At 50.9% G+C, this 20,447-nt stretch carries 22 protein-coding genes; 14 read left to right on the top strand and 8 right to left on the bottom strand.

Translation table 11 applies throughout. From position 1 onward, the window contains the following. Window positions 1–14: 14 nt before the first annotated feature. Entirely contained in the window at window positions 15–1,247 is a 1,233-nt protein-coding gene (locus NNO03_RS12880) for an MFS transporter (protein WP_048212167.1), read from the top strand. A gap of 26 nt (window positions 1,248–1,273) precedes the next feature. On the opposite strand, the gene NNO03_RS12875 is transcribed toward NNO03_RS12880, so the two are convergent. The 3 genes from NNO03_RS12875 to NNO03_RS12865 all read right to left on the bottom strand — a co-directional run bounded on the left by NNO03_RS12875 (window position 1,274) and on the right by NNO03_RS12865 (window position 3,686). Next, on the bottom strand, window positions 1,274–1,555 hold the full coding sequence (locus NNO03_RS12875) for a hypothetical protein (protein ID WP_271440620.1): 282 nt from the start codon (window positions 1,553–1,555) through the stop codon (window positions 1,274–1,276). Window positions 1,556–1,662: 107 nt separating this feature from the next. Beyond that, window positions 1,663–2,478, bottom strand: a complete 816-nt coding sequence (locus NNO03_RS12870) for a Cof-type HAD-IIB family hydrolase (RefSeq protein ID WP_271449692.1) — start codon at window positions 2,476–2,478, stop codon at window positions 1,663–1,665. Next, window positions 2,478–3,686 carry an MFS transporter gene (locus NNO03_RS12865; RefSeq protein ID WP_271449691.1) on the bottom strand — a complete coding sequence of 403 codons (1,209 nt, stop codon included), beginning with the start codon at window positions 3,684–3,686 and terminating at the stop codon, window positions 2,478–2,480. The genes NNO03_RS12870 and NNO03_RS12865 overlap by 1 nt, the downstream gene beginning before the upstream one ends. An 85-nt stretch (window positions 3,687–3,771) precedes the next feature. Between NNO03_RS12865 and NNO03_RS12860 the strand changes: the two genes are divergently transcribed. Beyond that, window positions 3,772–4,320: a TetR/AcrR family transcriptional regulator gene (locus NNO03_RS12860; protein WP_271440623.1), complete on the top strand. Its 549-nt coding sequence runs from the start codon at window positions 3,772–3,774 to the stop codon at window positions 4,318–4,320. Window positions 4,321–4,325: 5 nt separating this feature from the next. Here NNO03_RS12860 and NNO03_RS12855 read toward each other — a convergent pair whose 3' ends face one another. Next, a complete protein-coding gene (locus NNO03_RS12855; RefSeq protein ID WP_271440624.1) occupies window positions 4,326–5,240 on the bottom strand; it encodes a LysR family transcriptional regulator in 915 nt (304 codons plus the stop codon). Window positions 5,241–5,342: 102 nt separating this feature from the next. On the opposite strand from NNO03_RS12855, the gene NNO03_RS12850 reads away from it, so the two are divergent. After that, window positions 5,343–6,257 (top strand): DMT family transporter, encoded by a 915-nt coding sequence (locus NNO03_RS12850; protein ID WP_271449690.1) that lies wholly within the window; start codon window positions 5,343–5,345, stop codon window positions 6,255–6,257. Window positions 6,258–6,269: 12 nt separating this feature from the next. Here NNO03_RS12850 and NNO03_RS12845 read toward each other — a convergent pair whose 3' ends face one another. The 3 genes from NNO03_RS12845 to NNO03_RS12835 all read right to left on the bottom strand — a co-directional run bounded on the left by NNO03_RS12845 (window position 6,270) and on the right by NNO03_RS12835 (window position 9,850). Beyond that, window positions 6,270–7,067: an SDR family NAD(P)-dependent oxidoreductase gene (locus NNO03_RS12845; RefSeq protein ID WP_271449689.1), complete on the bottom strand. Its 798-nt coding sequence runs from the start codon at window positions 7,065–7,067 to the stop codon at window positions 6,270–6,272. Window positions 7,068–7,335: 268 nt separating this feature from the next. Beyond that, window positions 7,336–7,647 carry an outer membrane protein assembly factor BamE gene (bamE, locus tag NNO03_RS12840; RefSeq protein ID WP_052951303.1) on the bottom strand — a complete coding sequence of 104 codons (312 nt, stop codon included), beginning with the start codon at window positions 7,645–7,647 and terminating at the stop codon, window positions 7,336–7,338. 517 nt (window positions 7,648–8,164) lie between these two features. After that, the gene (locus NNO03_RS12835; protein WP_040233921.1) at window positions 8,165–9,850 is read right to left on the bottom strand and encodes an aspartate:alanine antiporter; all 1,686 of its coding nucleotides are present in this window, start codon (window positions 9,848–9,850) and stop codon (window positions 8,165–8,167) included. Window positions 9,851–10,119: 269 nt separating this feature from the next. Here NNO03_RS12835 and NNO03_RS12830 point away from each other — a divergent pair, with 269 nt between their 5' ends. Beyond that, the gene (locus NNO03_RS12830; RefSeq protein WP_271440627.1) at window positions 10,120–10,500 is read left to right on the top strand and encodes an inner membrane protein YbjM; all 381 of its coding nucleotides are present in this window, start codon (window positions 10,120–10,122) and stop codon (window positions 10,498–10,500) included. A gap of 34 nt (window positions 10,501–10,534) precedes the next feature. Here the strand turns inward: NNO03_RS12830 and NNO03_RS12825 are convergent, their stop codons facing one another. Further along, entirely contained in the window at window positions 10,535–10,798 is a 264-nt protein-coding gene (locus tag NNO03_RS12825; RefSeq protein WP_005123606.1) for a GrxA family glutaredoxin, read from the bottom strand. Window positions 10,799–10,975: 177 nt separating this feature from the next. Here NNO03_RS12825 and NNO03_RS12820 point away from each other — a divergent pair, with 177 nt between their 5' ends. The 10 genes from NNO03_RS12820 to rlmC all read left to right on the top strand — a co-directional run bounded on the left by NNO03_RS12820 (window position 10,976) and on the right by rlmC (window position 19,963). Continuing rightward, a complete protein-coding gene (locus tag NNO03_RS12820) occupies window positions 10,976–11,266 on the top strand; it encodes a YbjC family protein (RefSeq protein ID WP_271449688.1) in 291 nt (96 codons plus the stop codon). Next, window positions 11,250–11,972 (top strand): nitroreductase NfsA, encoded by a 723-nt coding sequence (nfsA, locus tag NNO03_RS12815; protein WP_271449687.1) that lies wholly within the window; start codon window positions 11,250–11,252, stop codon window positions 11,970–11,972. Before NNO03_RS12820 ends, nfsA begins: the two co-directional genes overlap by 17 nt. 59 nt (window positions 11,973–12,031) lie before the next feature. After that, a complete protein-coding gene (gene rimK, locus NNO03_RS12810) occupies window positions 12,032–12,934 on the top strand; it encodes a 30S ribosomal protein S6--L-glutamate ligase (RefSeq protein WP_271449686.1) in 903 nt (300 codons plus the stop codon). Window positions 12,935–13,024: 90 nt separating this feature from the next. Next, window positions 13,025–13,501 (top strand): YbjN domain-containing protein, encoded by a 477-nt coding sequence (locus NNO03_RS12805; RefSeq protein WP_202039038.1) that lies wholly within the window; start codon window positions 13,025–13,027, stop codon window positions 13,499–13,501. Between the two features lie 429 nt (window positions 13,502–13,930). After that, window positions 13,931–15,043 (top strand): spermidine/putrescine ABC transporter substrate-binding protein PotF, encoded by a 1,113-nt coding sequence (gene potF / locus NNO03_RS12800; protein WP_048212156.1) that lies wholly within the window; start codon window positions 13,931–13,933, stop codon window positions 15,041–15,043. A 139-nt stretch (window positions 15,044–15,182) separates the two neighbouring features. Then, entirely contained in the window at window positions 15,183–16,316 is a 1,134-nt protein-coding gene (gene potG, locus NNO03_RS12795; protein WP_271449685.1) for a putrescine ABC transporter ATP-binding subunit PotG, read from the top strand. 9 nt (window positions 16,317–16,325) lie between these two features. After that, window positions 16,326–17,279: a putrescine ABC transporter permease PotH gene (potH, locus tag NNO03_RS12790; protein ID WP_005123598.1), complete on the top strand. Its 954-nt coding sequence runs from the start codon at window positions 16,326–16,328 to the stop codon at window positions 17,277–17,279. Then, complete coding sequence (potI, locus tag NNO03_RS12785) at window positions 17,276–18,121, top strand: putrescine ABC transporter permease PotI (RefSeq protein WP_271440632.1); 846 nt, start codon at window positions 17,276–17,278, stop codon at window positions 18,119–18,121. Before potH ends, potI begins: the two co-directional genes overlap by 4 nt. A gap of 59 nt (window positions 18,122–18,180) precedes the next feature. Next, window positions 18,181–18,669: a YbjO family protein gene (locus NNO03_RS12780; protein WP_271440633.1), complete on the top strand. Its 489-nt coding sequence runs from the start codon at window positions 18,181–18,183 to the stop codon at window positions 18,667–18,669. Between the two features lie 166 nt (window positions 18,670–18,835). Beyond that, window positions 18,836–19,963 carry a 23S rRNA (uracil(747)-C(5))-methyltransferase RlmC gene (rlmC, locus tag NNO03_RS12775; RefSeq protein ID WP_271449684.1) on the top strand — a complete coding sequence of 376 codons (1,128 nt, stop codon included), beginning with the start codon at window positions 18,836–18,838 and terminating at the stop codon, window positions 19,961–19,963. The last annotated feature ends 484 nt before the right edge of the window (window positions 19,964–20,447 follow it).

Raw genomic sequence — 20,447 nt, 5'->3', positions numbered from 1 at the left:
TGTTAAGAGATTGCATGCAGAACCGTTTATCTTCAGGCGCCCGTTTGGGGCGTCAGGCATTACTTTTCCCTCTCTGTCTGGTGCTTTACGAATTCTCTACGTATATCGGTAACGATATGATCCAACCCGGAATGTTGGCGGTGGTGGAGCAATATCAGGCCGGTTTAGATTGGGTTCCAACGTCCATGACCGCTTATCTGGCAGGCGGCATGTTTTTACAGTGGTTGTTAGGGCCGCTGTCGGATCGTGTTGGTCGTCGTCCGGTGATGTTAACCGGGGTGGTTTGGTTCATTGTGACCTGCCTCGCAACGCTGTTTGCACAAAATATTGAGCAATTTACTTTCCTGCGTTTTTTACAGGGGATTAGCCTGTGCTTTATTGGCGCGGTAGGTTACGCCGCCATTCAGGAGTCCTTTGAAGAAGCGGTGTGCATTAAAATCACTGCGCTAATGGCGAACGTAGCATTGATTGCACCGCTTTTGGGACCGTTGGTTGGAGCCGCCTGGGTACATGTCCTTCCGTGGGAAGGCATGTTTGTCCTGTTTGCCGCACTGGCTGCAATCGCCTTTTTTGGCCTGCAGCGTGCGATGCCGGAAACGGCTACCCGTCTGGGCGAGAAGCTTTCCATCAAAGAGTTGGGCAAAGATTATAAGCTGGTGCTAAAGAATGTGCGTTTTGTCGCAGGCGCACTGGCATTGGGCTTTGTCAGTCTGCCATTGCTGGCGTGGATTGCGCAGTCCCCGATCATTATTATCAGTGGCGAACATCTCAGCAGCTACGAATATGGCCTGCTTCAGGTACCGATTTTTGGCGCACTGATTGCGGGTAACCTGGTGCTGGCGCGTCTGACATCACGCCGCACGGTGCGCTCGCTGATTATCATGGGGGGCTGGCCAATCTCCGTGGGATTGATCATTGCCGCCGCGGCCACGGTTGTTTCTTCTCATGCGTATCTGTGGATGACGGCAGGTTTAAGTCTTTATGCGTTTGGCATTGGCGTGGCGAATGCCGGGTTGGTGCGCCTGACGCTGTTTGCCAGTGAAATGAGCAAAGGGACCGTTTCAGCAGCAATGGGTATGCTGCAAATGCTGATCTTTACCGTCGGTATTGAGCTGAGCAAACATGCTTATCTGCTGGGTGGAAACGGCTTGTTCAGTCTGTTTAATCTGGCGAGCGGTGTGCTGTGGTTGATTCTGATGGTTATCTTCCTGAAAGATAAACGGGTAGGGAATTCCCGGGAAGGTTAAAGCCCGGTTTCCGGGCTTTGCAATCATTAGTGATGGTCGTCAATCTGATGCTCAATGACCATCCCTTCACCTACGCTGGCAACATGACGCGCATACGGATGTGCGCGGTAAACAGGGGCTGGAGTGGCTGCCGGAGCAACATAAACCGTTTGCGGGGCAGTAGTGACACTGACCGCCTGCGGAACGTTGACGGAAGAAGGAACGACCACCACTTTGTACCCGCTTGGCACATCAACAGTAACATTCTGCGCAAATGCTGTTCCTGCAAATCCCAGCAACACTGTTGCCATCAGTACACTTTTCTTCATAATTCGCTCGCCTGAAATATTCACTGGAGTTAATAATCCAGCGGGTTAATTTGAGGCGGATTATGAATAGATCATGCCATCATTTTGTTGCCGTCTGTGCTGATGCGTTAACGAGTAAAGGGCGCTTCATTTTTTAGTACACGATCTATGACATTCAGCACGCCTTCTTCGTTATTCGAACCCGCACGATATTTTGCTGCCTGAGCAACAGGTTCGTGAGCGTTGGCCATTGCGAAGCTAAATCCGGCCTGGCGTAGCATCTCAATATCATTTCCACCATCACCAAATACCACGACCTCATCGTCGCTGATATTCCAGCGTTGTTGCAGCAGACGTAAACCGTTGGCTTTATGAACGCCCGGAATAATTAAATCGATACTGCCGTAACCGGTATGCACCGGTACCATAATGTCGCCAATCGCCTCATGAAGATCTGCCTGCACCTGGGGAATGCGATCGTCAGAGATATTCAGCCCAAACTTGAAGAATACATCGTTGATGTTGTCGAAGTTATCGACAAATTCAAGACGGTGATAATACATGGCAGAGATGGATTTATGCTCATCGCTGTACTGTTTCAGGGTGTAGGCGCTGTTTTTACCGCAGGCGATAATCTCGATGTCTGCGCGGGTTAGCAGATGCTCCACGATGGTCTGGAAATCGTCTTTAGCCAGTTCACCGTTAAAAATATCTTCCCCTTCGCTGACCACCCAGCCCCCGTTTTCTGCCACAAATGAGATTTCATTGGCCAGTTCGGGGAAAAAAGAGATCAGCTGGTAATACTGATTGCCGCTGGCGACCACAAAGCGGATCCCCTGCGCTTTCATTTGACTGTACTGCGCCATAAACCGCTCGCGGTTATAGGTCTTTTGGTCACTTAAAAACGTGCCATCCATGTCTACTGCAATTAACTTGATACCCATTAGCCGTTCTCCATCACAGTTGTATTTTTGACATCCGGTTTAGCCACAGCCTTCGCAACGATGGCCGCGACAAGCACCAGCGCCAGCACAACCAGCATGGCGCTGCGCAGGCCATAGTGTTCACCCAAATAACCCAGCAGCGGCGGACCGACCAGGAATGCCAGATAGCCAGTAGTCGCAACAACGCTCACGCGGGTTGGCGCATCAGGGCCGGTATCGCTGGCGGCCGAAATGGTCAGCGGGAAGCCGAGAGAAGCCCCTAGTCCCCAAAGGATCACCGAGACGCCTGCCACCCATGAGCTGTCGACAAAAATGATCAGGCTGATACCGAGCGCGCCCATCAGTGCACTGGCGCGTACTACTGCCACACGGCTGTAGCGGTCGATGAACCAGCCACCGGTGAAGCGCCCAACGGTCATACCGAGCGTAAAGCCGGCATAAATCAGCGATCCGGATGTCGGGCTAAATCCATGCCCATCAACCATCAGTAAGGGAAGCCAGTCGTTGGCGGAACCTTCGGCAAACGCCATCGCCAGCACCACGACGCCAATCAGCAGCAATTGAATATCGCGATAGAATGGCAATCCTTTTTCAACGGCGTGCGAACCGTCAGTCGCATTCTTACCTGTGCCGTCGGGGATAGCCTTAATCGCGATAAAAATAGGGGTAATAGCCACCATCGCCGCCAGCAGAATATGTGCTGTCGCGGGGACGTTGACGGCGGTAAGTACCATGCCAACACCGGCGCCAGCCAGCGTTCCCAGGCTGTAAAAACCATGCATCATCGGCAGCACAGTTTTGTTCATTTCACGCTCAACCGCTGCGCCTTCGACGTTGATTGCAACCTCAGCCGCGCCAAAACTGGCGCCAAACACGCCCAGACCAAACGCAAACAGCCAGGCGGAATGCAACCATAATGCGAGGCTGAGAATTGTCATGCCCAGAACCGCGCATGACATGGTGGTGCGGATGACGTTTCGTGTGCCAAATCGTTTCACCAGCCAGGCCGAACAAAGAATGCCGCTCATCGAGCCAATTGAGAGTCCAAACAACACCGCGCCCATTTCGGCGGTGGAAATAGAGAGGATATCTCGGATGGCAGGGGTACGCGTCGCCCAGGAAGCCATTAATAAACCTGGTAAAAAGAAGAACGTGAAAAGCGCCCACATACGGCGTCTTAAGGCTTTGCGTGATGAGATGCCAGTCATGAATTCGAGCCAAAGATAAGAGGGAAGAAGACAACATTAGCAAGGTTGTGTACATTTGTACATAAATGCAAGAAGAGGTAATGCAGTGCGACGCGCGAACGATCCACAACGACGGGATAAAATAGTTCAGGCCACGCTGGACGCGGTTATAATCCATGGTATTCATGGGGTTACACACCGGAAAATCGCCATGATTGCCGAGGTACCGCTGGGCTCAATGACCTATTACTTTTCGGGAATAGATGAGCTCTTAATGGAGGCCTTCGCGCGTTTTACTGACACCATGTCTGTGCAATATCAGGCATTTTTTGCCGGTGTTGAAAATGCGTCACAGGCCTGCCATGCCATTACCGATATGATCTATAGCTCCCAGGTCACGACGCCTGGCAATATGGAACTCATGTACCAATTGTATGCGTTTGCCAGTCGTAAACCGGCGTTAAAGACGGTTATGCAAAACTGGATGTTACGCAGTCAGCAGACGCTGGAACAGTGGTTCGAGCCGGTAACTGCACGCGCGCTGGATGCGTTTCTTGAAGGTATGACGCTGCATTTTGTCACGGACAAAAAACCGCTATCGCGGGAAGATATTCTGATGATGGTGGAACGCATTGCTGGCGTGCCGCAGAAGTAAAATCATTAGAATGGCTTGTCGAGGCGGGAAATCGCCTGACGTAAAAAGTCGATGACTTTCATCGCCTCTGTTGTCAGCGGTTGAGCCGCTGTTTTTACCGTCCCGACGTCCATCCAGGTAATAAAATCATCAATTGTTCTGTGCATGACGCGCAGGCCATCCAGCGACCACGGGCGATAAACCAGATCAGATAAAATGGTTATTCCTCTGCCTTTAGCGACCAGGCTTCTTATTGCCTCAAAAGAGTTGCTGCGAAAACAGATATTGGGCGTATAGCCACGCTGCCGCCAGTAATCGATGATCACGTCAGGGTATTTATCGGTTTCCAGCAGTAAAAACGGCTGCTTTACGACATCAGTAAGGTGGATCGAGGGCTGGCTCTGGAGCGGATGTCCAACAGACGTCCACAGGCGGCGTTGTGAACGAATGAACGTTTCGATTTCCAGATCGGTGTCGTGGCTGATATTTGAGGTCAGGAGCAGGCAAAAATCGACTTTCTGTGCCCGTAGCGCCTGTACCAGTTCTGGTGCTGTGGCCTCATGAAATACGATCTCCAGCAGTGGGAAACGTCGTTCAATATCGTTGAGTATATCCGGGATAAGATAGGCAGAGAGCGTTTCGGCAATGCCTATACGCACTGTACCGGTGAGAATTTCGCTTCGGTCATGCAAAGCGTCAACAGCCGAGTGGCTGCTGTTGATGATGTTGCAGGCATGTGCCAGAAAGCGCTCGCCCTCGGCGGTGAGCTTCACGCCTTTGGGGTAACGTACAAATAGCTGCACGTCTAATGCTTCTTCCAGATTCCGCATGGCAATGGTCATTGATGACTGAGAAATATGGCAGCGCGCAGCAGCTTTGGAAATTTGTAATGTTTCTGCAAGTGCGATGTAAAACTCAAGTTGCCTTAGCGTGAATTTCATAGTTTTAATCTATGCACATGGATGAAAACGTTATATTAGCATTCATTCTGACACCGCCGTAGCCTTGTGGTCATACCGTACACCTGACAGTAAGGCGCATATATGCCCTATACATTACTCAGTCTGGCTGCCTGTTTTTGGGGTGGGAACTATGTGGTCGGCCATATATTGGTTGCCGATGTTAATCCCATCGTTTTATCTGCAGCACGCTGGATATTTACCGCATTGCTATTGATGGCGCTTTATTTCCGACAGATCGCTGTGCAGTGGCCCGCGATGAGAAAATCCTTTGGTACTATCGTGTTCCTCGCGTTATGTGGTCAGGTTCTTTTCCCCTTAACGTTGTATATCGGTCTGCAATATACAACGTCGCTCAATGCGGCGATTTATATGTCCACCACACCGGCTCTCGTCCTGTTAATCAATAAGTTCTTTTTTAGAGAGCGGATCTTTGCGCGTAATATTGCTGGCGTGATCCTCAGTACCGTTGGCGTTATCTGGTTGATATCACAGGGTGATGTGATGCATACGCGGGTGTTTGAACACCTGAACCAGGGCGATTTCTGGACGATGGGGTCAGCGCTGAGCTGGGCGGTCTATTGCGCTTTTTTACGCATTAAACCGGTTGAGGTAAAGGGAAACGCCTTTGTCGCCGTGAGCGCCCTGCTAGGTGCGATGGTGCTTATTCCAGTATTGGCTCTGGAGTTGATACACAATGGTATGCCGGGCTGGAATAGCTATGCAAATACAGGCGTTATTACTGGGCTGGCATATCTTGTTATCTTTCCTTCCTGGCTGTCATATCTGTTATGGAACAAAGGGATTAGCACCATTGGTGCAACGCGCGGAGAGATCTATTCACACTTGATTCCACTGAGTGGCGGATTATTTAGCGTGATGTTTTTGCACGTCACTCTGCATTCATATCATCTGGTCAGCGCGTTGGTTATTACGTGCGGTATAGCATTGTGTTCCCGCCCGAGCGCAAAAAAAGGCTCGCAGCAGCGCACGGCGTGAAAGAGCGGTAAATTAGCTTACGGTTGCGCCCCCGGTAATATTTACCACCGTAGCGGTCATTGCTCCGGCATGGTCTGAAGCAAGAAAGGCTGTAACCTCAGCGATTTGTGCAAGCGTAGGCAGGCGTCCGATCATGGTGCTTTGTGCTGCACCGCCTAACCATTGTTCGACGGTTAAACCCATTGATTGCGCTTTAGCGGTGAAAATCTCCCCGGTATAGGAACCGGCCGCTACCGCGTCCACAATCGCATGCGAGCGCACGCCGACGACGCGAATGTTTATCGGTCCCAGTTCGCTGGCGAGTGCTTTAATAAAAGCCTCTGTTCCCGCACAACCGACAATATGGCCGAGATGCCCAGGCATCGCCATCGGGGCCGCGGGCGCGACAACGGTGAGAATGACGCCCGCTCGATTGCCGCCCATGTGCGGCGTTACGGCTTTTGCGATATTGAACTGCGCCGAAAGGAAAGGGGTGATACCGCTCATAAACTCAGAGAGGGATAATGCGTCGATGCGCTTGCCTTGTTCATGCATAAAGCCGGTCGCGTTAACCACCACATCAATTCCACCGATTTGCTGTACCAGGCGGGTAACTTGTGTTGAGGTGTCGTGCTCGTCGAACACATCGGTGATAAACGTATCGACAGTACCCCCTGCCATTCGCAGGCGACTGGCCGCCAAATCAAGCTTTTCCTGACTGCGCGCGCCCAGGTACACATGGGCACCTTCGCGTGCCATGGCCTGCGCAACCGCACTACCAATAGCCCCGCTGCCGCCGAAGATCACTGCGACTTTGTCAGTAAGTAACATTGCTAACCCCTATTATGGAAACAGCACAGTTTAAAAGTATGTGCCATAACCGGCATGCTGCAAATTAGAGGGGGAATGGGTGATAAAAAGGTGACGAGAGGTAAATTTCAGGCAACAAAAAAAACATTTATGTAAACGGGTTAGTAAAAACAACGACTTGTAAGATAATCAATTAGTTAGTTTGGTGGTGAGCGGTGGCGACTATGGGGCATTGCCAACCGCTGCCGCCACTAAAGTTTAACTAACAAATGTCATAAGAGTGCGCGTATTAAAATACCACAACACCTTTGACGGGAGCGCCTGCACCACGGATTTCGCCGCTTCCATAAGAGACGACTTTCCCGTTTTCAAAGGTAACGTAGTAATCACCCTTATCCCATCCCCAACCAGATGTTAACCGGTTGCTGTACTGGATTTGTTCGCTGTTACCTTTAACTGCATCACCATCAGGGGTTCCAAGCAAATCAATTACTTGTTGTTTTGTCATGCCAACCTGAACATTGTGAATTTTTTCACCAGTAGTACAGCTTGCTAAAACTGCTACGGTAAAGCCGATCATCATTAATTTTTTGAAGTTCATTTTCAGTCTCTATGGATTGTGAGCAGTAATTATTTACCAACCAAAATTATGTGATATTGATCACGCACTAGATGATTCAATTATTCCCTGGCTCATTTTTGATTGTCTGCACAAGAGGAACCCTCTGGCTCTTTGCTGATCAAAATGCTGCGGTTCTTTTTGCCCTTAGTTCTGACACCTGTAAGGTGTGTTTCGGTGGTTCAGGTAATCCAGGTTGTCATTTTCACGTATTAATGGCATTCCATTTGTATGCAGAATCACGTCGTTAAAAGATCCCATACCGGCGTAAAGTCCCTTCAGGGAGTGCTGTCGCCACACATGAAGTAAGCGATTGATTGGAAGGGGTATGAATTTCAGGCAACAAAAAACCCATCAACCTTGAACCAAAACGGCGGGGTTGATGGGCTCCACAAATTGGGGACATCAAAGAAAAGCAGTGGCAATAGTTATGACTGACGCCTTTAAGAAAAGTTCTGCTTACCTGCAAAAAATTTTCATTAAAAGCAAAAAAACAGTTCTAACCAATGCCAGGCCAGATGATGACAATGAGTGTCCCTGCCAGCGTCAACAGAACGTTAGCAATCGCGTATGTGCCCGCATAGCCTAAAGCGGGAATGTTGCTACGCGCGGTATCGCTGATGATTTCCATTGCTGGTGCACAGGTACGTGCCCCCATCATTGCCCCGAACAGCAGGGCCCGGTTCATGCGCAATACGTAAGCCCCAAACAAGAAACAGATGATCACTGGAACCAGGCTGACAATCAGACCCGAAATTAGCATCTGGCCACCCACTGCGCCGAGGCCATTACCAATGCCGCTACCTGCGCTTAAACCGACACCAGCCATAAAGACCATCAGGCCAAACTCTTTGACCATGTTCAGCGCACCTTGAGGGATGTAGCCAAACGTTGGATGGTTAGCACGCAGGAAGCCCAGCATAATTCCGGCAAAGAGCAACCCGGCCGCGTTGCCGATACCGAAGCTGAAGTTACTGAACTGGAAGGTGATCATCCCGATCATCAGGCCAATAATAAAGAACGCGCAGAAAGCCAGCAGATCGGTCACCTGGCTGTGAATTGAAATAAAGCCGATACGATCGGCAATCGTTTTTACGCGGCGCGCATCGCCACTGACTTGTAATACATCGCCTTTATTTAGTACGACGTTGTCGTCAATGGGCATCTCGATCTGGCTGCGGATCACGCGGTTCAGGAAGCAGCCATGGTCAGTCAGCTTCAACTGGGCCAGACGACGACCTACGGCATTGTGGTTTTTCACCACAATCTCTTCGGTAACGATACGCATATCGAGCAGATCGCGATCGAACACCTCTTTTCCATTACGGAAGCTGGGGTCGAGGCGAGCATGCGCATCCGGATAGCCCACTAAGGCAATTTCATCGCCCATTTGCAGCACTGCGTCACCGTCCGGGTTGGCCAGAATACCGTTGCGGCGGATACGCTCAATATAACAACCAGTCTGGCGGTAGATGCCCAGCTCGCGCAGATTTTTCCCGTCAGCCCATGCAACCAGCTCTGGGCCGACACGGTAGGCGCGGATCACCGGCAGATAAACCTTACGGTTGGCGTCTGTGTCCAGCCCGCGCTCACGCGCAATTTGTTGGGCGCTGGTTTGCAGATCCTGATGCTGCAGTTTTGGCAGATAGCGCGCACCCACAATCAGACTGACCAGCCCAATCAAATAGGTGAGGGCGTAACCCAGGCTCAGGTTATCAAGGGCGGTGGATAGCTGTGTACCTTCCATTCCTGAATGGCGCAAGGTATCGCCCGCGCCGACCAGAACGGGTGTAGAGGTCATTGAACCAGCCAACATGCCTGCCGTCAGGCCGATATCCCAGCCAAATAGCTTACCCAGTCCCAGGGCGATCAGCAGTGCACTACCGACCATCACCAGCGCAAGCATCAAGTAATTTTTGCCATCGCGAAAAAAAATCGAAAAAAAGTTGGGACCGGCTTCAACCCCGACACAAAAAATAAACAGCATAAAGCCAAGATTTAATGCGTCAGTGTTAATACTAAAGTGCTGCTGACCTAATAATAGGGAGACCACTAAAACGCCAATGGAATTACCGAGTTGGACTGAACCCAGGCGTAATTTACCCAGACACAGGCCCAGAGCCAGGACCACAAATAATAACAGGATGTAATTCCCATTTAACAAATCTGCGACGTTTATATTCACGGAGGCTAACTTCTTGTTTACTAGTAAGCTATTGAAAGAAATGGCAATTTACGCTAATGTTTTTGCCAGAAATTAAGGGGCGACAGCATCGTACACAGCCCCAAATAATGCAGCACGACAATATATGCGGCTAGTTTAATCTCATTACGTATCAACGGCTATAAGAATCGTGTGGGTGTGTTTTTGGCATGGAATGCCGAGTAACTTTATCTGACTGGACGCCTGCGGGCGAAAAGAGTGTTCGATAGAGAGGGTGTCAGGAGGAACGATTGAAACATAAGCAAAGTTGGGCGGGTGCGATCTGCTGCTTTGTGCTCTTTATTGTAGTGTGTCTTTCATTAACGATGAATATGAAAGGTGCATTTAGAGCGGCTGGGCATCCTGAGGTCGGGTTGTTATTTTTTATACTGCCTGGCGCTGTGGCAAGCTTTTTCTCCCACCGTCGGGAAGTGCTCAAACCCCTTCTTGGTGCAATACTGGCAGCACCGTGTTGCTTGTTGCTGATGCGGTTCGTTTTTATGCCGACGCGTTCGCTGTGGCAAGAGCTGGCATGGTTGTTTAGCGCAGTGTTTTGGTGTGCGCTTGGCGCATTGTGTTTTTTATTTATCAGTAGTTTATTCAACCAGCGTCAGCGGCGGAAAAAAAACTGATGACGCCCTCCAGCGGAGGGCGTAGAAACAGCTATCAGGCGAACAGATTCATATTCTCTTTTGCCCACGCTTCAAAATCCGTGCAGCCGCCGATGTGTTGTTGATCAACGAAAATCTGCGGAACGGTCTCAACTGGCTTACCTACCGTTTTTTCCAGATCTGCTTTAGTAATTCCTTCGGCATGGATATCAATGTAGCGGAAGTTAAAATCGTCATGCTCATTGCTCAATTTTTCTGCTAATTCTTTTGCGCGCACGCAATACGGGCACCCTGGGCGACCAAAAATAACGGCAAACATCTCTATCTCCTCGAACTTATCAGGCCAGATGGCGAATGTTGTTATGATGCCGCGATTTGTGACGGATGGAAAGCAGGTTCAGCCTGTTGCTTTGATATCCTTAGTCTATGCCGCATTTTTGTTAAACATGGGCAGTCGGAACGTTTTACACTAAGCGCCATTTATCGGGAGGCACCTATGCGCACAGTGGGCGTGTTACCCAAAAGTGTATTGATTCTGGAAATCATCGGGATGATTTTGTTATCGCTGGCGCTGCTGTCGCTTAACGATTATCTCACTTTACCCGCACCGCTAAACGGGCCATTGGCCTGTGTGGTAATGATATTTCTGGGTGTACTGTTGATGCTTCCCGCCGCAGTGATATTGATGTTGCGCATTGCGCAGCTGTTGGCACCGCAGCTGATGTCGCGTGCTCCCGACGCTTCTTCCCATTCAGCCAGAGAAAAAAAAGATGACTCCAACCATTGATTTACTTCGTAGCCACCGTTCCATTCGCCATTTCACCGATGAAGGTATTTCGGACGCACAGCGTGAGGCGATTATTGCTGCCGCTCAAGGAACATCAAGCTCAAGTTTTTTGCAGTGCACGACGATAATTCGTATTACCGATCAAAATCTGCGTGCGTCCCTGGTGACCTTATCCGGCGGACAAAAGCACGTCGCTCAGGCCGCCGAGTTCTGGGTTTTTTGCGCTGATTTTAATCGCCATTTGCAGATTTGCCCCGATGCGCAACTGGGGCTGGCGGAGCAACTGTTGCTTGGCGTGGTTGATACGGCGATGATGGCGCAAAATGCGCTGACAGCGGCGGAATCGCTGGGGCTTGGCGGTGTGTTCATTGGCGGCCTGCGTAATAATATTGAGCCGGTAACGGAATTACTGATGCTGCCGAAGCATGTTTTGCCGCTGTTTGGCCTGTGTCTTGGCTGGCCTGCGGATAACCCGGACATCAAGCCCCGGCTGCCAGCAACACTGGTGGTGCATGAAAACCAGTATCAGCCGCTCGATCAGGATGTTTTGTCGCAATATGATGAACAGCTTGCGCAGTACTATCTGACCCGTGGTAGCAACACGCGTCGCGATACCTGGAGCGATCATATTCGCCGCACCATCATTAAAGAAAGCCGTCCCTTTATCCTGGAATATTTACATAAACAGGGATGGGCGACGCGCTAAAGCGTTTAACCCAGTGTATGATACGCCAGCTTTTACCAGGTCTTTTAGAGAGGTGCAGGGTGAAAATTGCCATTTTGTCCCGGGATGGAACGCTCTATTCTTGCAAACGCCTGCGTGAAGCGGCGATGCAACGCGGTCACCTGGTTGAAGTTATCGATCCTCTTTCTTGTTATATGAACATTAGCCCGGCAGCGTCTTCTATCCATTATAAAGGCCGCCAGCTTCCCCATTTTGACGCGGTCATTCCACGAATTGGCTCAGCCATTACCTTCTACGGTACGGCAGCACTACGCCAGTTTGAGATGCTGGGTAGCTACCCGCTGAATGAATCAGTAGCGATTACCCGCGCACGCGATAAGCTGCGCTCGTTGCAACTGTTAGCGCGACAGGGAATTGACCTGCCGATTACCGGAATAGCCCATTCGCCGGATGATACCAGCGATATGATTGATATGGTCGGCGGTGCACCACTGGTGGTGAAGCTGGTGGAGGGGACTCAAGGGATCGGTGTGGTATTGGCCGAAACGCGCCAGGCCGCAGAGAGCGTAGTGGATGCATTTCGTGGTCTGAATGCCCATATTCTGGTCCAGGAATACATCGAAGAGGCGAAGGGGAAAGATATTCGCTGTTTCGTTGTGGGTGATGAGGTGGTCGCAGCTATTGAGCGGCGGGCTAAAGAGGGCGATTTCCGTTCTAACTTGCATCGCGGCGGAGTTGCCACTATTGCCAATATCACGCCGCAGGAAAGGGACATTGCGCTTAAAGCGGCCCGCACGATGGGGCTTGACGTTGCTGGCGTCGATATCCTGCGTGCAGAACGCGGACCGCTGGTTATGGAGGTCAACGCCTCTCCAGGGCTTGAAGGCGTGGAGAAAACCACAGGGATAGATATTGCTGCGCGAATGATCCAGTGGATCGAGCGTCATGCTACTCCTGAATTTTGTCTTAAAATCGGCGGCTAAACGCAATATCGATAGCGATCGTGGTATGACACGGTCTTTTTGCGTAAGCTGTGCCGGTAATTTTTTCATCAATAGAGGTCGCACATTATTATGACATCACTGGTCGTTCCCACTCTGGATACGTTGCGTCAATGGCTCGACGACCTGGGCATGAGTTTTTTTGAATGTGATACCTGTCAGGCGCTGCATCTACCGCACATGCAGAACTTCGACGGCATTTTTGATGCAAAAATTGATCTGGTGGATAACGTCATTCTGTTTTCCGCGATGGCGGAAGTCAGACCTTCAGCGCTGCTACCGTTGGCCGCCGATCTGTCCGCTATCAATGCGAGCTCGCTGACGGTAAAAGCCTTTCTGGATATGCAGGATGATAATCTGCCAAAGCTGGTGGTTTGCCAGTCTTTATCCGTTATGCCGGGTGTGACGTTTGAACAGTTTGAATGTTTTGTGCGTCAGAGCGAGGAACAGATATCGATGGTGATCCTTGAAGCCGGGGCACATCAGTTATTGTTTAACGCCGAAGAAGACGGGCAAAACAGCAACGCAGAGGTTCATTTCCTCCACTAATAGTTCCTGAATATGGGGACCTATAGCGCAGCCGCTGCCAGAGCGGTTGCGTATTTCACGTTTTTATTCTGCATTTAACCTTTTCTTAAAGAATTATTCACTTCGATTCCGCCCCTTCCGCTTTACGTCATAGACAAAACCTGCATAAAAAATTGATAAAAGACGTTTTTTATCTGGGCTATATCCACAATTCCTGGCTAAAGTTATTCTTGCAAAGCTTGTAAACGTCACCGTTCAATTTGCCCATTATGAGCTATCTGTAGCTGTATGCATGTTGAATGAGCCAGCGGATATCAGCGAGCAATAGCGGCGGGGAGAGAGACCACTCTTTCATTGATGCCGCATGAAATAATATGCACGTTTCTTGCATATCATTAGAGTGTGACTTTTTTGTTCGTTTGTTAACGAACTTTCAGAAGGAAAGAGATTATGACCGCCTTAAATAAAAAATGGTTATCAGGCCTGGTTGCAGGTGCTCTGATGGCCATCTCTGCCGGCACGCTCGCTGCTGAACAAAAAACACTGCATATTTATAACTGGTCTGACTATATTGCTCCGGACACGGTGGCTAATTTTGAGAAAGAGACCGGCATTAAAGTCATTTATGATGTATTTGACTCCAATGAGGTGCTGGAAGGTAAGCTCATGGCTGGCAGCACCGGTTTTGACCTCGTTGTCCCGTCAGCCAGTTTCCTCGAACGGCAACTGACTGCGGGTGTATTCCAGCCCCTGGATAAGAGCAAACTGCCTGGCTGGAAAAACCTCGATCCTGAACTGCTGAAACTGGTGGGTAAACACGACCCAGACAATAAGTTTGCTATGCCGTATATGTGGGCAACCACCGGTATTGGCTACAACGTGGATAAAGTTAAAGCGGTGCTGGGTGCGGATGCCCCAGTTAACAGCTGGGATTTGATCCTGAAACCGGAGAATCTGGAAAAACTCAAAAGCTGCGGTGTCTCTTTCCTCGATGCGCCTGAAGAAGTGTTTGCTACTGTGCTGAACTATTTGGGTAAAGATCCAAACAGCACTAAAGCGGATGATTACACTGGGCCGGCAACCGATTTGCTGTTGAAACTGCGTCCGAATATTCGTTATTTCCACTCCTCGCAATACATTAACGATCTGGCAAATGGTGATACCTGTGTAGCGATTGGCTGGGCAGGGGATGTATGGCAGGCTGCAAACCGCGCGAAAGAAGCGAAAAATGGCGTCAATATCTCCTTCTCGATTCCAAAAGAGGGGGCGATGGCGTTCTTTGATGTGTTCGCGATGCCTGCAGATGCGAAAAACAAAGACGAAGCCTACCAGTTCCTCAATTACCTGCTGCGCCCTGATGTGATTGCGCATATTTCCGATCACGTGTTCTACGCCAATGCTAACAAAGAAGCGACGGCTCTGGTCAGCCCGGAAGTTCGTGATAACCCAGGTATCTATCCGCCGGCGGACGTGCGCGCGAAACTGTTCACACTGAAAGTTCAGGATCCGAAGATCGATCGTGTACGTACCCGTGCCTGGACGAAGGTGAAAAGCGGGAAATAACCCGATGTTCGGGACACGACCCGGCGGTGCTTGTGCCTGCCGGGGATGTCGCGATCCTGAACACACAAAACCCGGCAATACGCACCAATAAGGTGCGTTATTTGCACCGTTTCTTTGTTTTATGCCGGAGAGCACTTGAGTGAATGATGCAACCCCACGCCCACAAGCGAAAATCCGTAAGGCGCTGACCCCGCTGCTTGAAATTCGCAACCTGACGAAGTCATTTGACGGTCAGCATGCTGTCGATGACGTCAATCTCACTATCTACAAAGGCGAAATATTTGCCCTGCTTGGTGCGTCTGGTTGTGGTAAATCAACCCTGCTGCGCATGCTGGCGGGGTTTGAGCTGCCAACCACTGGGCAAATCATGCTGGACGGTGTCGATCTGGCGCACGTTCCACCTTATCTGCGTCCAATTAATATGATGTTTCAGTCCTACGCTCTGTTTCCACATATGACGGTGGAACAGAATATTGCCTTTGGACTCAAGCAGGACAAGCTACCGAAAGCGGAAATCGCTGGCCGGGTGAATGAGATGCTCGGGCTGGTGCACATGCAGGAGTTTGCCAAACGTAAGCCGCATCAGCTTTCAGGCGGTCAGCGTCAACGTGTGGCGCTGGCCCGGAGCCTGGCCAAACGCCCTAAGCTGCTGTTACTGGATGAACCGATGGGCGCGCTGGATAAAAAACTGCGTGACCGCATGCAGCTGGAAGTGGTTGATATTCTTGAGCGCGTAGGGGTGACCTGCGTGATGGTGACGCACGACCAGGAAGAAGCCATGACCATGGCGGGCCGTATAGCCATCATGAACCGCGGAAAATTTGTGCAGATTGGCGAGCCGGAAGAGATCTACGAGCACCCGACTACCCGCTACAGCGCTGAATTTATCGGTTCGGTAAACGTTTTTGAAGGGCTGCTAAAGGAGCGTCAGGAGGACGGCCTGGTGATTGATTCTCCGGGGCTGGTGCATCCGCTAAAAGTGGATGCTGATACTTCCATTGTCGATAACGTACCGGTGTATGTCGCGCTTCGTCCGGAAAAAATCATGCTCTGTGATGCACCGCCGCCGGATGGCTATAACTTTGCGGTGGGCGAGGTGGTGCATATTGCCTACCTGGGTGATTTGTCTGTGTATCATGTGCGTTTAAAAAGCGGCCAGATGTTGAGTGCCCAGCTGCAAAACGAACATCGCTATCGCAAGGGGCTACCGACCTGGGGTGACGAGGTACGTTTGTGTTGGGATGCAGACAGCTGTGTGGTGTTGACGGTTTAAGGAGTAAAGATGAGTACACTTGAACCTCCGGCACGTGCCGAAAAAGCGAGCCGTTTCACGCTGTATATGTCGCAGTTGCAAATGAAACATGGTCGCAAGCTGGTGATCGCGCTGCCGTATGTGTGGCTGGTTCTCCTGTTTTTATTGCCGTTTCTGATTGTCTTCAAGATAAGCCTGTCAGAGATGGCCCGGGCGATACCGCCATACACAGACCTTGTGGCATGGGCCGATGGTCAGCTCTCTATTACGCTCAATTTAGGTAACTTCCTGCAACTGACGGATGACCCGCTCTATTTCGATGCTTATCTGCAGTCTTTGCAGGTCGCGGGGATTTCGACGATCTGCTGTCTGTTGTTGGGGTACCCACTGGCGTGGGCCGTGGCACACAGTAAGCCTTCTACACGCAATATTTTGCTGTTGCTGGTGATCCTGCCTTCCTGGACCTCTTTCTTGATTCGCGTCTATGCCTGGATGGGGATCCTGAAAAATAACGGGGTGCTGAACAACTTCCTGATGTGGCTGGGCGTTATCGATCAGCCATTGACGATCCTGCATACCAACCTGGCGGTTTATATCGGTATTGTTTATGCCTATTTGCCCTTTATGGTGCTGCCGATTTATACCGCACTGACGCGCATTGACTATTCGCTGGTGGAGGCGGCATTGGATCTAGGCGCACGGCCATTGAAAACCTTTTTTAGCGTGATTGTGCCGTTGACCAAAGGCGGGATTATCGCTGGTTCAATGCTGGTGTTTATCCCGGCAGTAGGGGAATTTGTTATTCCGGAACTGCTTGGGGGGCCGGACAGCATTATGATCGGCCGTGTGCTATGGCAGGAGTTTTTCAATAACCGCGACTGGCCGGTGGCGTCTGCTGTTGCCATCATCATGTTGCTGTTACTGATTGTGCCAATCATGTGGTTCCATAAGTATCAGCAGAAAAGCGTGGGGGAACACGGATGAATAATTTGCCGGTCGTCCGCTCGCCGTGGCGGATCTTTATCCTGGTCGTGGGGTTTACGTTCCTGTACGCCCCCATGCTGATGTTAGTTATCTATTCGTTTAACAGCTCCAAGCTGGTGACGGTGTGGGCGGGTTGGTCAACACGCTGGTACGGTGAACTTTTCCACGATACTGCAATGATGAGTGCCGTCGGCATGAGTTTAACGATTGCTGCCTGTGCTGCGACGATGGCAGCCATTCTGGGTACGATTGCTGCCGTAGTGATGGTTCGTTTTGGCCGTTTTCGTGGTTCGAATGGTTTCGCCTTTATGATCACCGCGCCGCTGGTCATGCCGGATGTCATTACCGGTTTATCATTGCTGTTGCTGTTTGTGGCCCTCGGACATGCAATTGGCTGGCCAGCCGATCGCGGTATGCTGACTATCTGGCTTGCGCATGTCACCTTCTGTACCGCTTATGTCGCGGTAGTGATTTCGTCGCGTTTGCGCGAATTGGATCACTCCATTGAGGAAGCTGCGATGGATCTCGGCGCGACGCCGCTGAAGGTGTTCTTCGTCATCACGTTACCGATGATTATGCCGGCGGTCATTTCTGGTTGGTTACTGGCCTTTACGCTGTCACTGGATGATTTGGTTATCGCCAGTTTTGTTTCTGGCCCAGGGGCGACAACCTTGCCAATGCTGGTATTCTCAAGTGTGCGTATGGGGGTTAACCCAGAGATCAACGCGCTGGCGACGCTGATTCTTGGCGTGGTAGGAATTATCGGATTTATCGCGTGGTATCTGATGGCGCGAACAGAAAAACAACGGATACGCGATATCCAACGTGCAAGACGCGGCTGAAAAAACTAAAATCTGCCAATCTGTCTATACGGCGCAGCTGTGGTGGTTGCGCCGTTTTCATGGAAGACGACGCGTTGGGATTTTTTAAGAAATCATCCACATCACATGCTCGCTTAAACGTCCCTGCTTTGGTGCAGGTGGCGGCGCTGGCTATCATCATGATCCGCTGTCTCGATCTGTTGATGATTTTTAATACGCTTGGTTTTCGTGGAACCAGTGAGTTTATTCATCGCAGTGTGCAGACCTGGAATTTGACGCTGGTGTTTCTGGGTAGCCTGGTGCTGCTGTTTGTCGAAATTTACTGCGCATTTTCGCTGGTCAAAGGACGAAACTGGGCGCGCTGGATCTACCTGCTGACCCAGGTTATCGCTAGCATTTATCTGTGGGCGGCTTCGCTGGGCTACGGATATCCGGAACTGTTCAGTATTGCGGGGGAGTCCAGACGTGAAATCCTGCATACGCTGGTGATGCAAAAATTGCCGGATATGCTGGTGTTGCTACTGCTGTTTATTCCTGCGTCCAGCAGGCGGTTCTTCCGTTTGCAATAATGTGTATACCCTAAATAATTCGAGTTACAGGAAGGCGGCAAGAGAATGAATCTCCAGGAGCTTACATAAGTAAGTGACTGGGGTGAGTGAGCACAGCCAACGCACCTGTAACTTGAAGTATGACGGGTATATAATCTTCGCCCCCTGTTAATTTGTAGGTTTCCGTATGCAGTGCGCACTTTATGACGCCGAACGCTGTCGCTCCTGTCAGTGGATAACACAGCCTGTCGCCGATCAACTCCTCTCAAAAACAGCCGATCTGCAGAATCTGCTGGCTGATTGTTCGGTCGGAGAATGGTGCGCACCGGTCAGCGGCCCGGAACGCGCTTTTCGCAACAAAGCCAAAATGGTGGTCAGCGGCAGCGTGGAAAAACCACTGCTGGGCATGCTGCATCGTGACGGTACACCTGAAGATTTGTGCGATTGTCCGCTGTATCCCGCATCTTTTGCACCCGTATTTACCGCGCTAAAGCCGTTTATTGCCCGCGCGGGGCTTACGCCTTACAACGTGGCACGCAAACGGGGTGAGCTTAAATATCTGCTGTTAACGGAAAGCCAGTTTGACGGTGGCATGATGCTGCGTTTTGTTTTACGTTCTGACGCGAAACTGGCACAGCTGCGTACGGCGCTACCGTGGCTGCAGGCACAGTTACCGCAGTTAAAAGTGATCACCGCCAATATCCAGCCTGTGCATATGGCCATTATGGAAGGGGAGACAGAAATCTTCCTGACCGAACAACAGGCGTTGGCGGAACGCTTTAACGATGTGCCGTTGTGGATCCGCCCGCAGAGCTTCTTCCAGACTAACCCGGTGGTGGCGGGACAATTATATGCCACGGCGCGCGACTGGGTGCGCCAGCTTCCGGTTAATCACATGTGGGATCTGTTTTGCGGCGTCGGGGGTTTTGGTCTGCATTGCGCTACGCCGCAGATGAAACTGACGGGTATTGAAATCGCGCCAGAGGCGATTACCTGCGCGAAGCAGTCAGCGCAGGAGCTTGGGTTGCAGAATCTGCATTTTCAGGCGCTGGATTCAACTCAGTTTGCTACCGCTCAGGGCGAAGTACCGGACCTGGTGCTGGTGAATCCGCCGCGTCGCGGGATTGGAAAGCCGCTATGCGATTTTCTTTCCCACATGGCGCCACGTTTTATTGTTTATTCCAGCTGCAATGCGCAAACCATGGCGAAGGATATTCAAGAGTTGCCAGGGTATCGCATTGAACGCGTCCAGCTTTTCGATATGTTCCCACACACCGCGCATTACGAAGTGTTAACGCTGCTCAGCAGACAATAACGGATATGCCTGATGGCGCTTCGCTTATCAGGCCTACGACGAGATGCAGAAATGTAGGCCGGATAAGGTGCTTGCTCCGCATCCGGCAAATGCAACAGGCGAAAAAAAAGCCCGTACTTGCGTACGAGCTCTTCTTAAAATATGGCGGTGAGGCGGGGATTGACTCGCTTCGCTCGTCCTGCGGGCAGCCTGTTCGCTGCGCGCTCAGTCTGTCCAACTGGCTGCGCCAGTAGTCGAACCCGGTCCGGGCTTCTCATCCCCGCCAGGCTGTGAAATATGCGAAAAAAAAGCCCGTACTTGCGTACNAGCTCTTCTTAAAATATGGCGGTGAGGCGGGGATTGACTCGCTTCGCTCGCCCTGCGGGCAGCCTGTTCGCTGCGCGCTCAGTCTGTCCAACTGGCTGCGCCAGTAGTCGAACCCGGTCCGGGCTTCTCATCCCCGCCAGGCTGTGAAATATGCGAAAAAAAAGCCCGTACTTGCGTA

Origin of the sequence: Citrobacter sp. Igbk 16 (genome assembly GCF_028069755.1) — a bacterium.
Classification (GTDB): Bacteria; Pseudomonadota; Gammaproteobacteria; order Enterobacterales; family Enterobacteriaceae; genus Citrobacter.
Note: the sequence above shows the minus strand (reverse complement) of the source record. Positions and strands in the feature narration are given on the sequence as shown.

Excerpts from the sequence above, each read along its gene's own strand:
- bamE (WP_052951303.1), bottom strand. The coding sequence starts at position 7,647 with ATGAACTTCAAAAAATTAATGATGATCGGCTTTACCGTAGCAGTTTTA.
- potH (WP_005123598.1), top strand. The coding sequence starts at position 16,326 with ATGAGTACACTTGAACCTCCGGCACGTGCCGAAAAAGCGAGCCGTTTC.
- NNO03_RS12855 (WP_271440624.1), bottom strand. The coding sequence starts at position 5,240 with ATGAAATTCACGCTAAGGCAACTTGAGTTTTACATCGCACTTGCAGAA.
- NNO03_RS12880 (WP_048212167.1), top strand. The coding sequence starts at position 15 with ATGCAGAACCGTTTATCTTCAGGCGCCCGTTTGGGGCGTCAGGCATTA.
- nfsA (WP_271449687.1), top strand. The coding sequence starts at position 11,250 with ATGACTCCAACCATTGATTTACTTCGTAGCCACCGTTCCATTCGCCAT.
- NNO03_RS12865 (WP_271449691.1), bottom strand. The coding sequence starts at position 3,686 with ATGACTGGCATCTCATCACGCAAAGCCTTAAGACGCCGTATGTGGGCG.
- NNO03_RS12805 (WP_202039038.1), top strand. The coding sequence starts at position 13,025 with ATGACATCACTGGTCGTTCCCACTCTGGATACGTTGCGTCAATGGCTC.
- NNO03_RS12845 (WP_271449689.1), bottom strand. The coding sequence starts at position 7,067 with ATGTTACTTACTGACAAAGTCGCAGTGATCTTCGGCGGCAGCGGGGCT.
- NNO03_RS12870 (WP_271449692.1), bottom strand. The coding sequence starts at position 2,478 with ATGGGTATCAAGTTAATTGCAGTAGACATGGATGGCACGTTTTTAAGT.
- NNO03_RS12820 (WP_271449688.1), top strand. The coding sequence starts at position 10,976 with ATGCGCACAGTGGGCGTGTTACCCAAAAGTGTATTGATTCTGGAAATC.
- NNO03_RS12850 (WP_271449690.1), top strand. The coding sequence starts at position 5,343 with ATGCCCTATACATTACTCAGTCTGGCTGCCTGTTTTTGGGGTGGGAAC.
- NNO03_RS12875 (WP_271440620.1), bottom strand. The coding sequence starts at position 1,555 with ATGAAGAAAAGTGTACTGATGGCAACAGTGTTGCTGGGATTTGCAGGA.
- potI (WP_271440632.1), top strand. The coding sequence starts at position 17,276 with ATGAATAATTTGCCGGTCGTCCGCTCGCCGTGGCGGATCTTTATCCTG.
- NNO03_RS12825 (WP_005123606.1), bottom strand. The coding sequence starts at position 10,798 with ATGTTTGCCGTTATTTTTGGTCGCCCAGGGTGCCCGTATTGCGTGCGC.
- NNO03_RS12780 (WP_271440633.1), top strand. The coding sequence starts at position 18,181 with ATGGAAGACGACGCGTTGGGATTTTTTAAGAAATCATCCACATCACAT.
- potF (WP_048212156.1), top strand. The coding sequence starts at position 13,931 with ATGACCGCCTTAAATAAAAAATGGTTATCAGGCCTGGTTGCAGGTGCT.
- rlmC (WP_271449684.1), top strand. The coding sequence starts at position 18,836 with ATGCAGTGCGCACTTTATGACGCCGAACGCTGTCGCTCCTGTCAGTGG.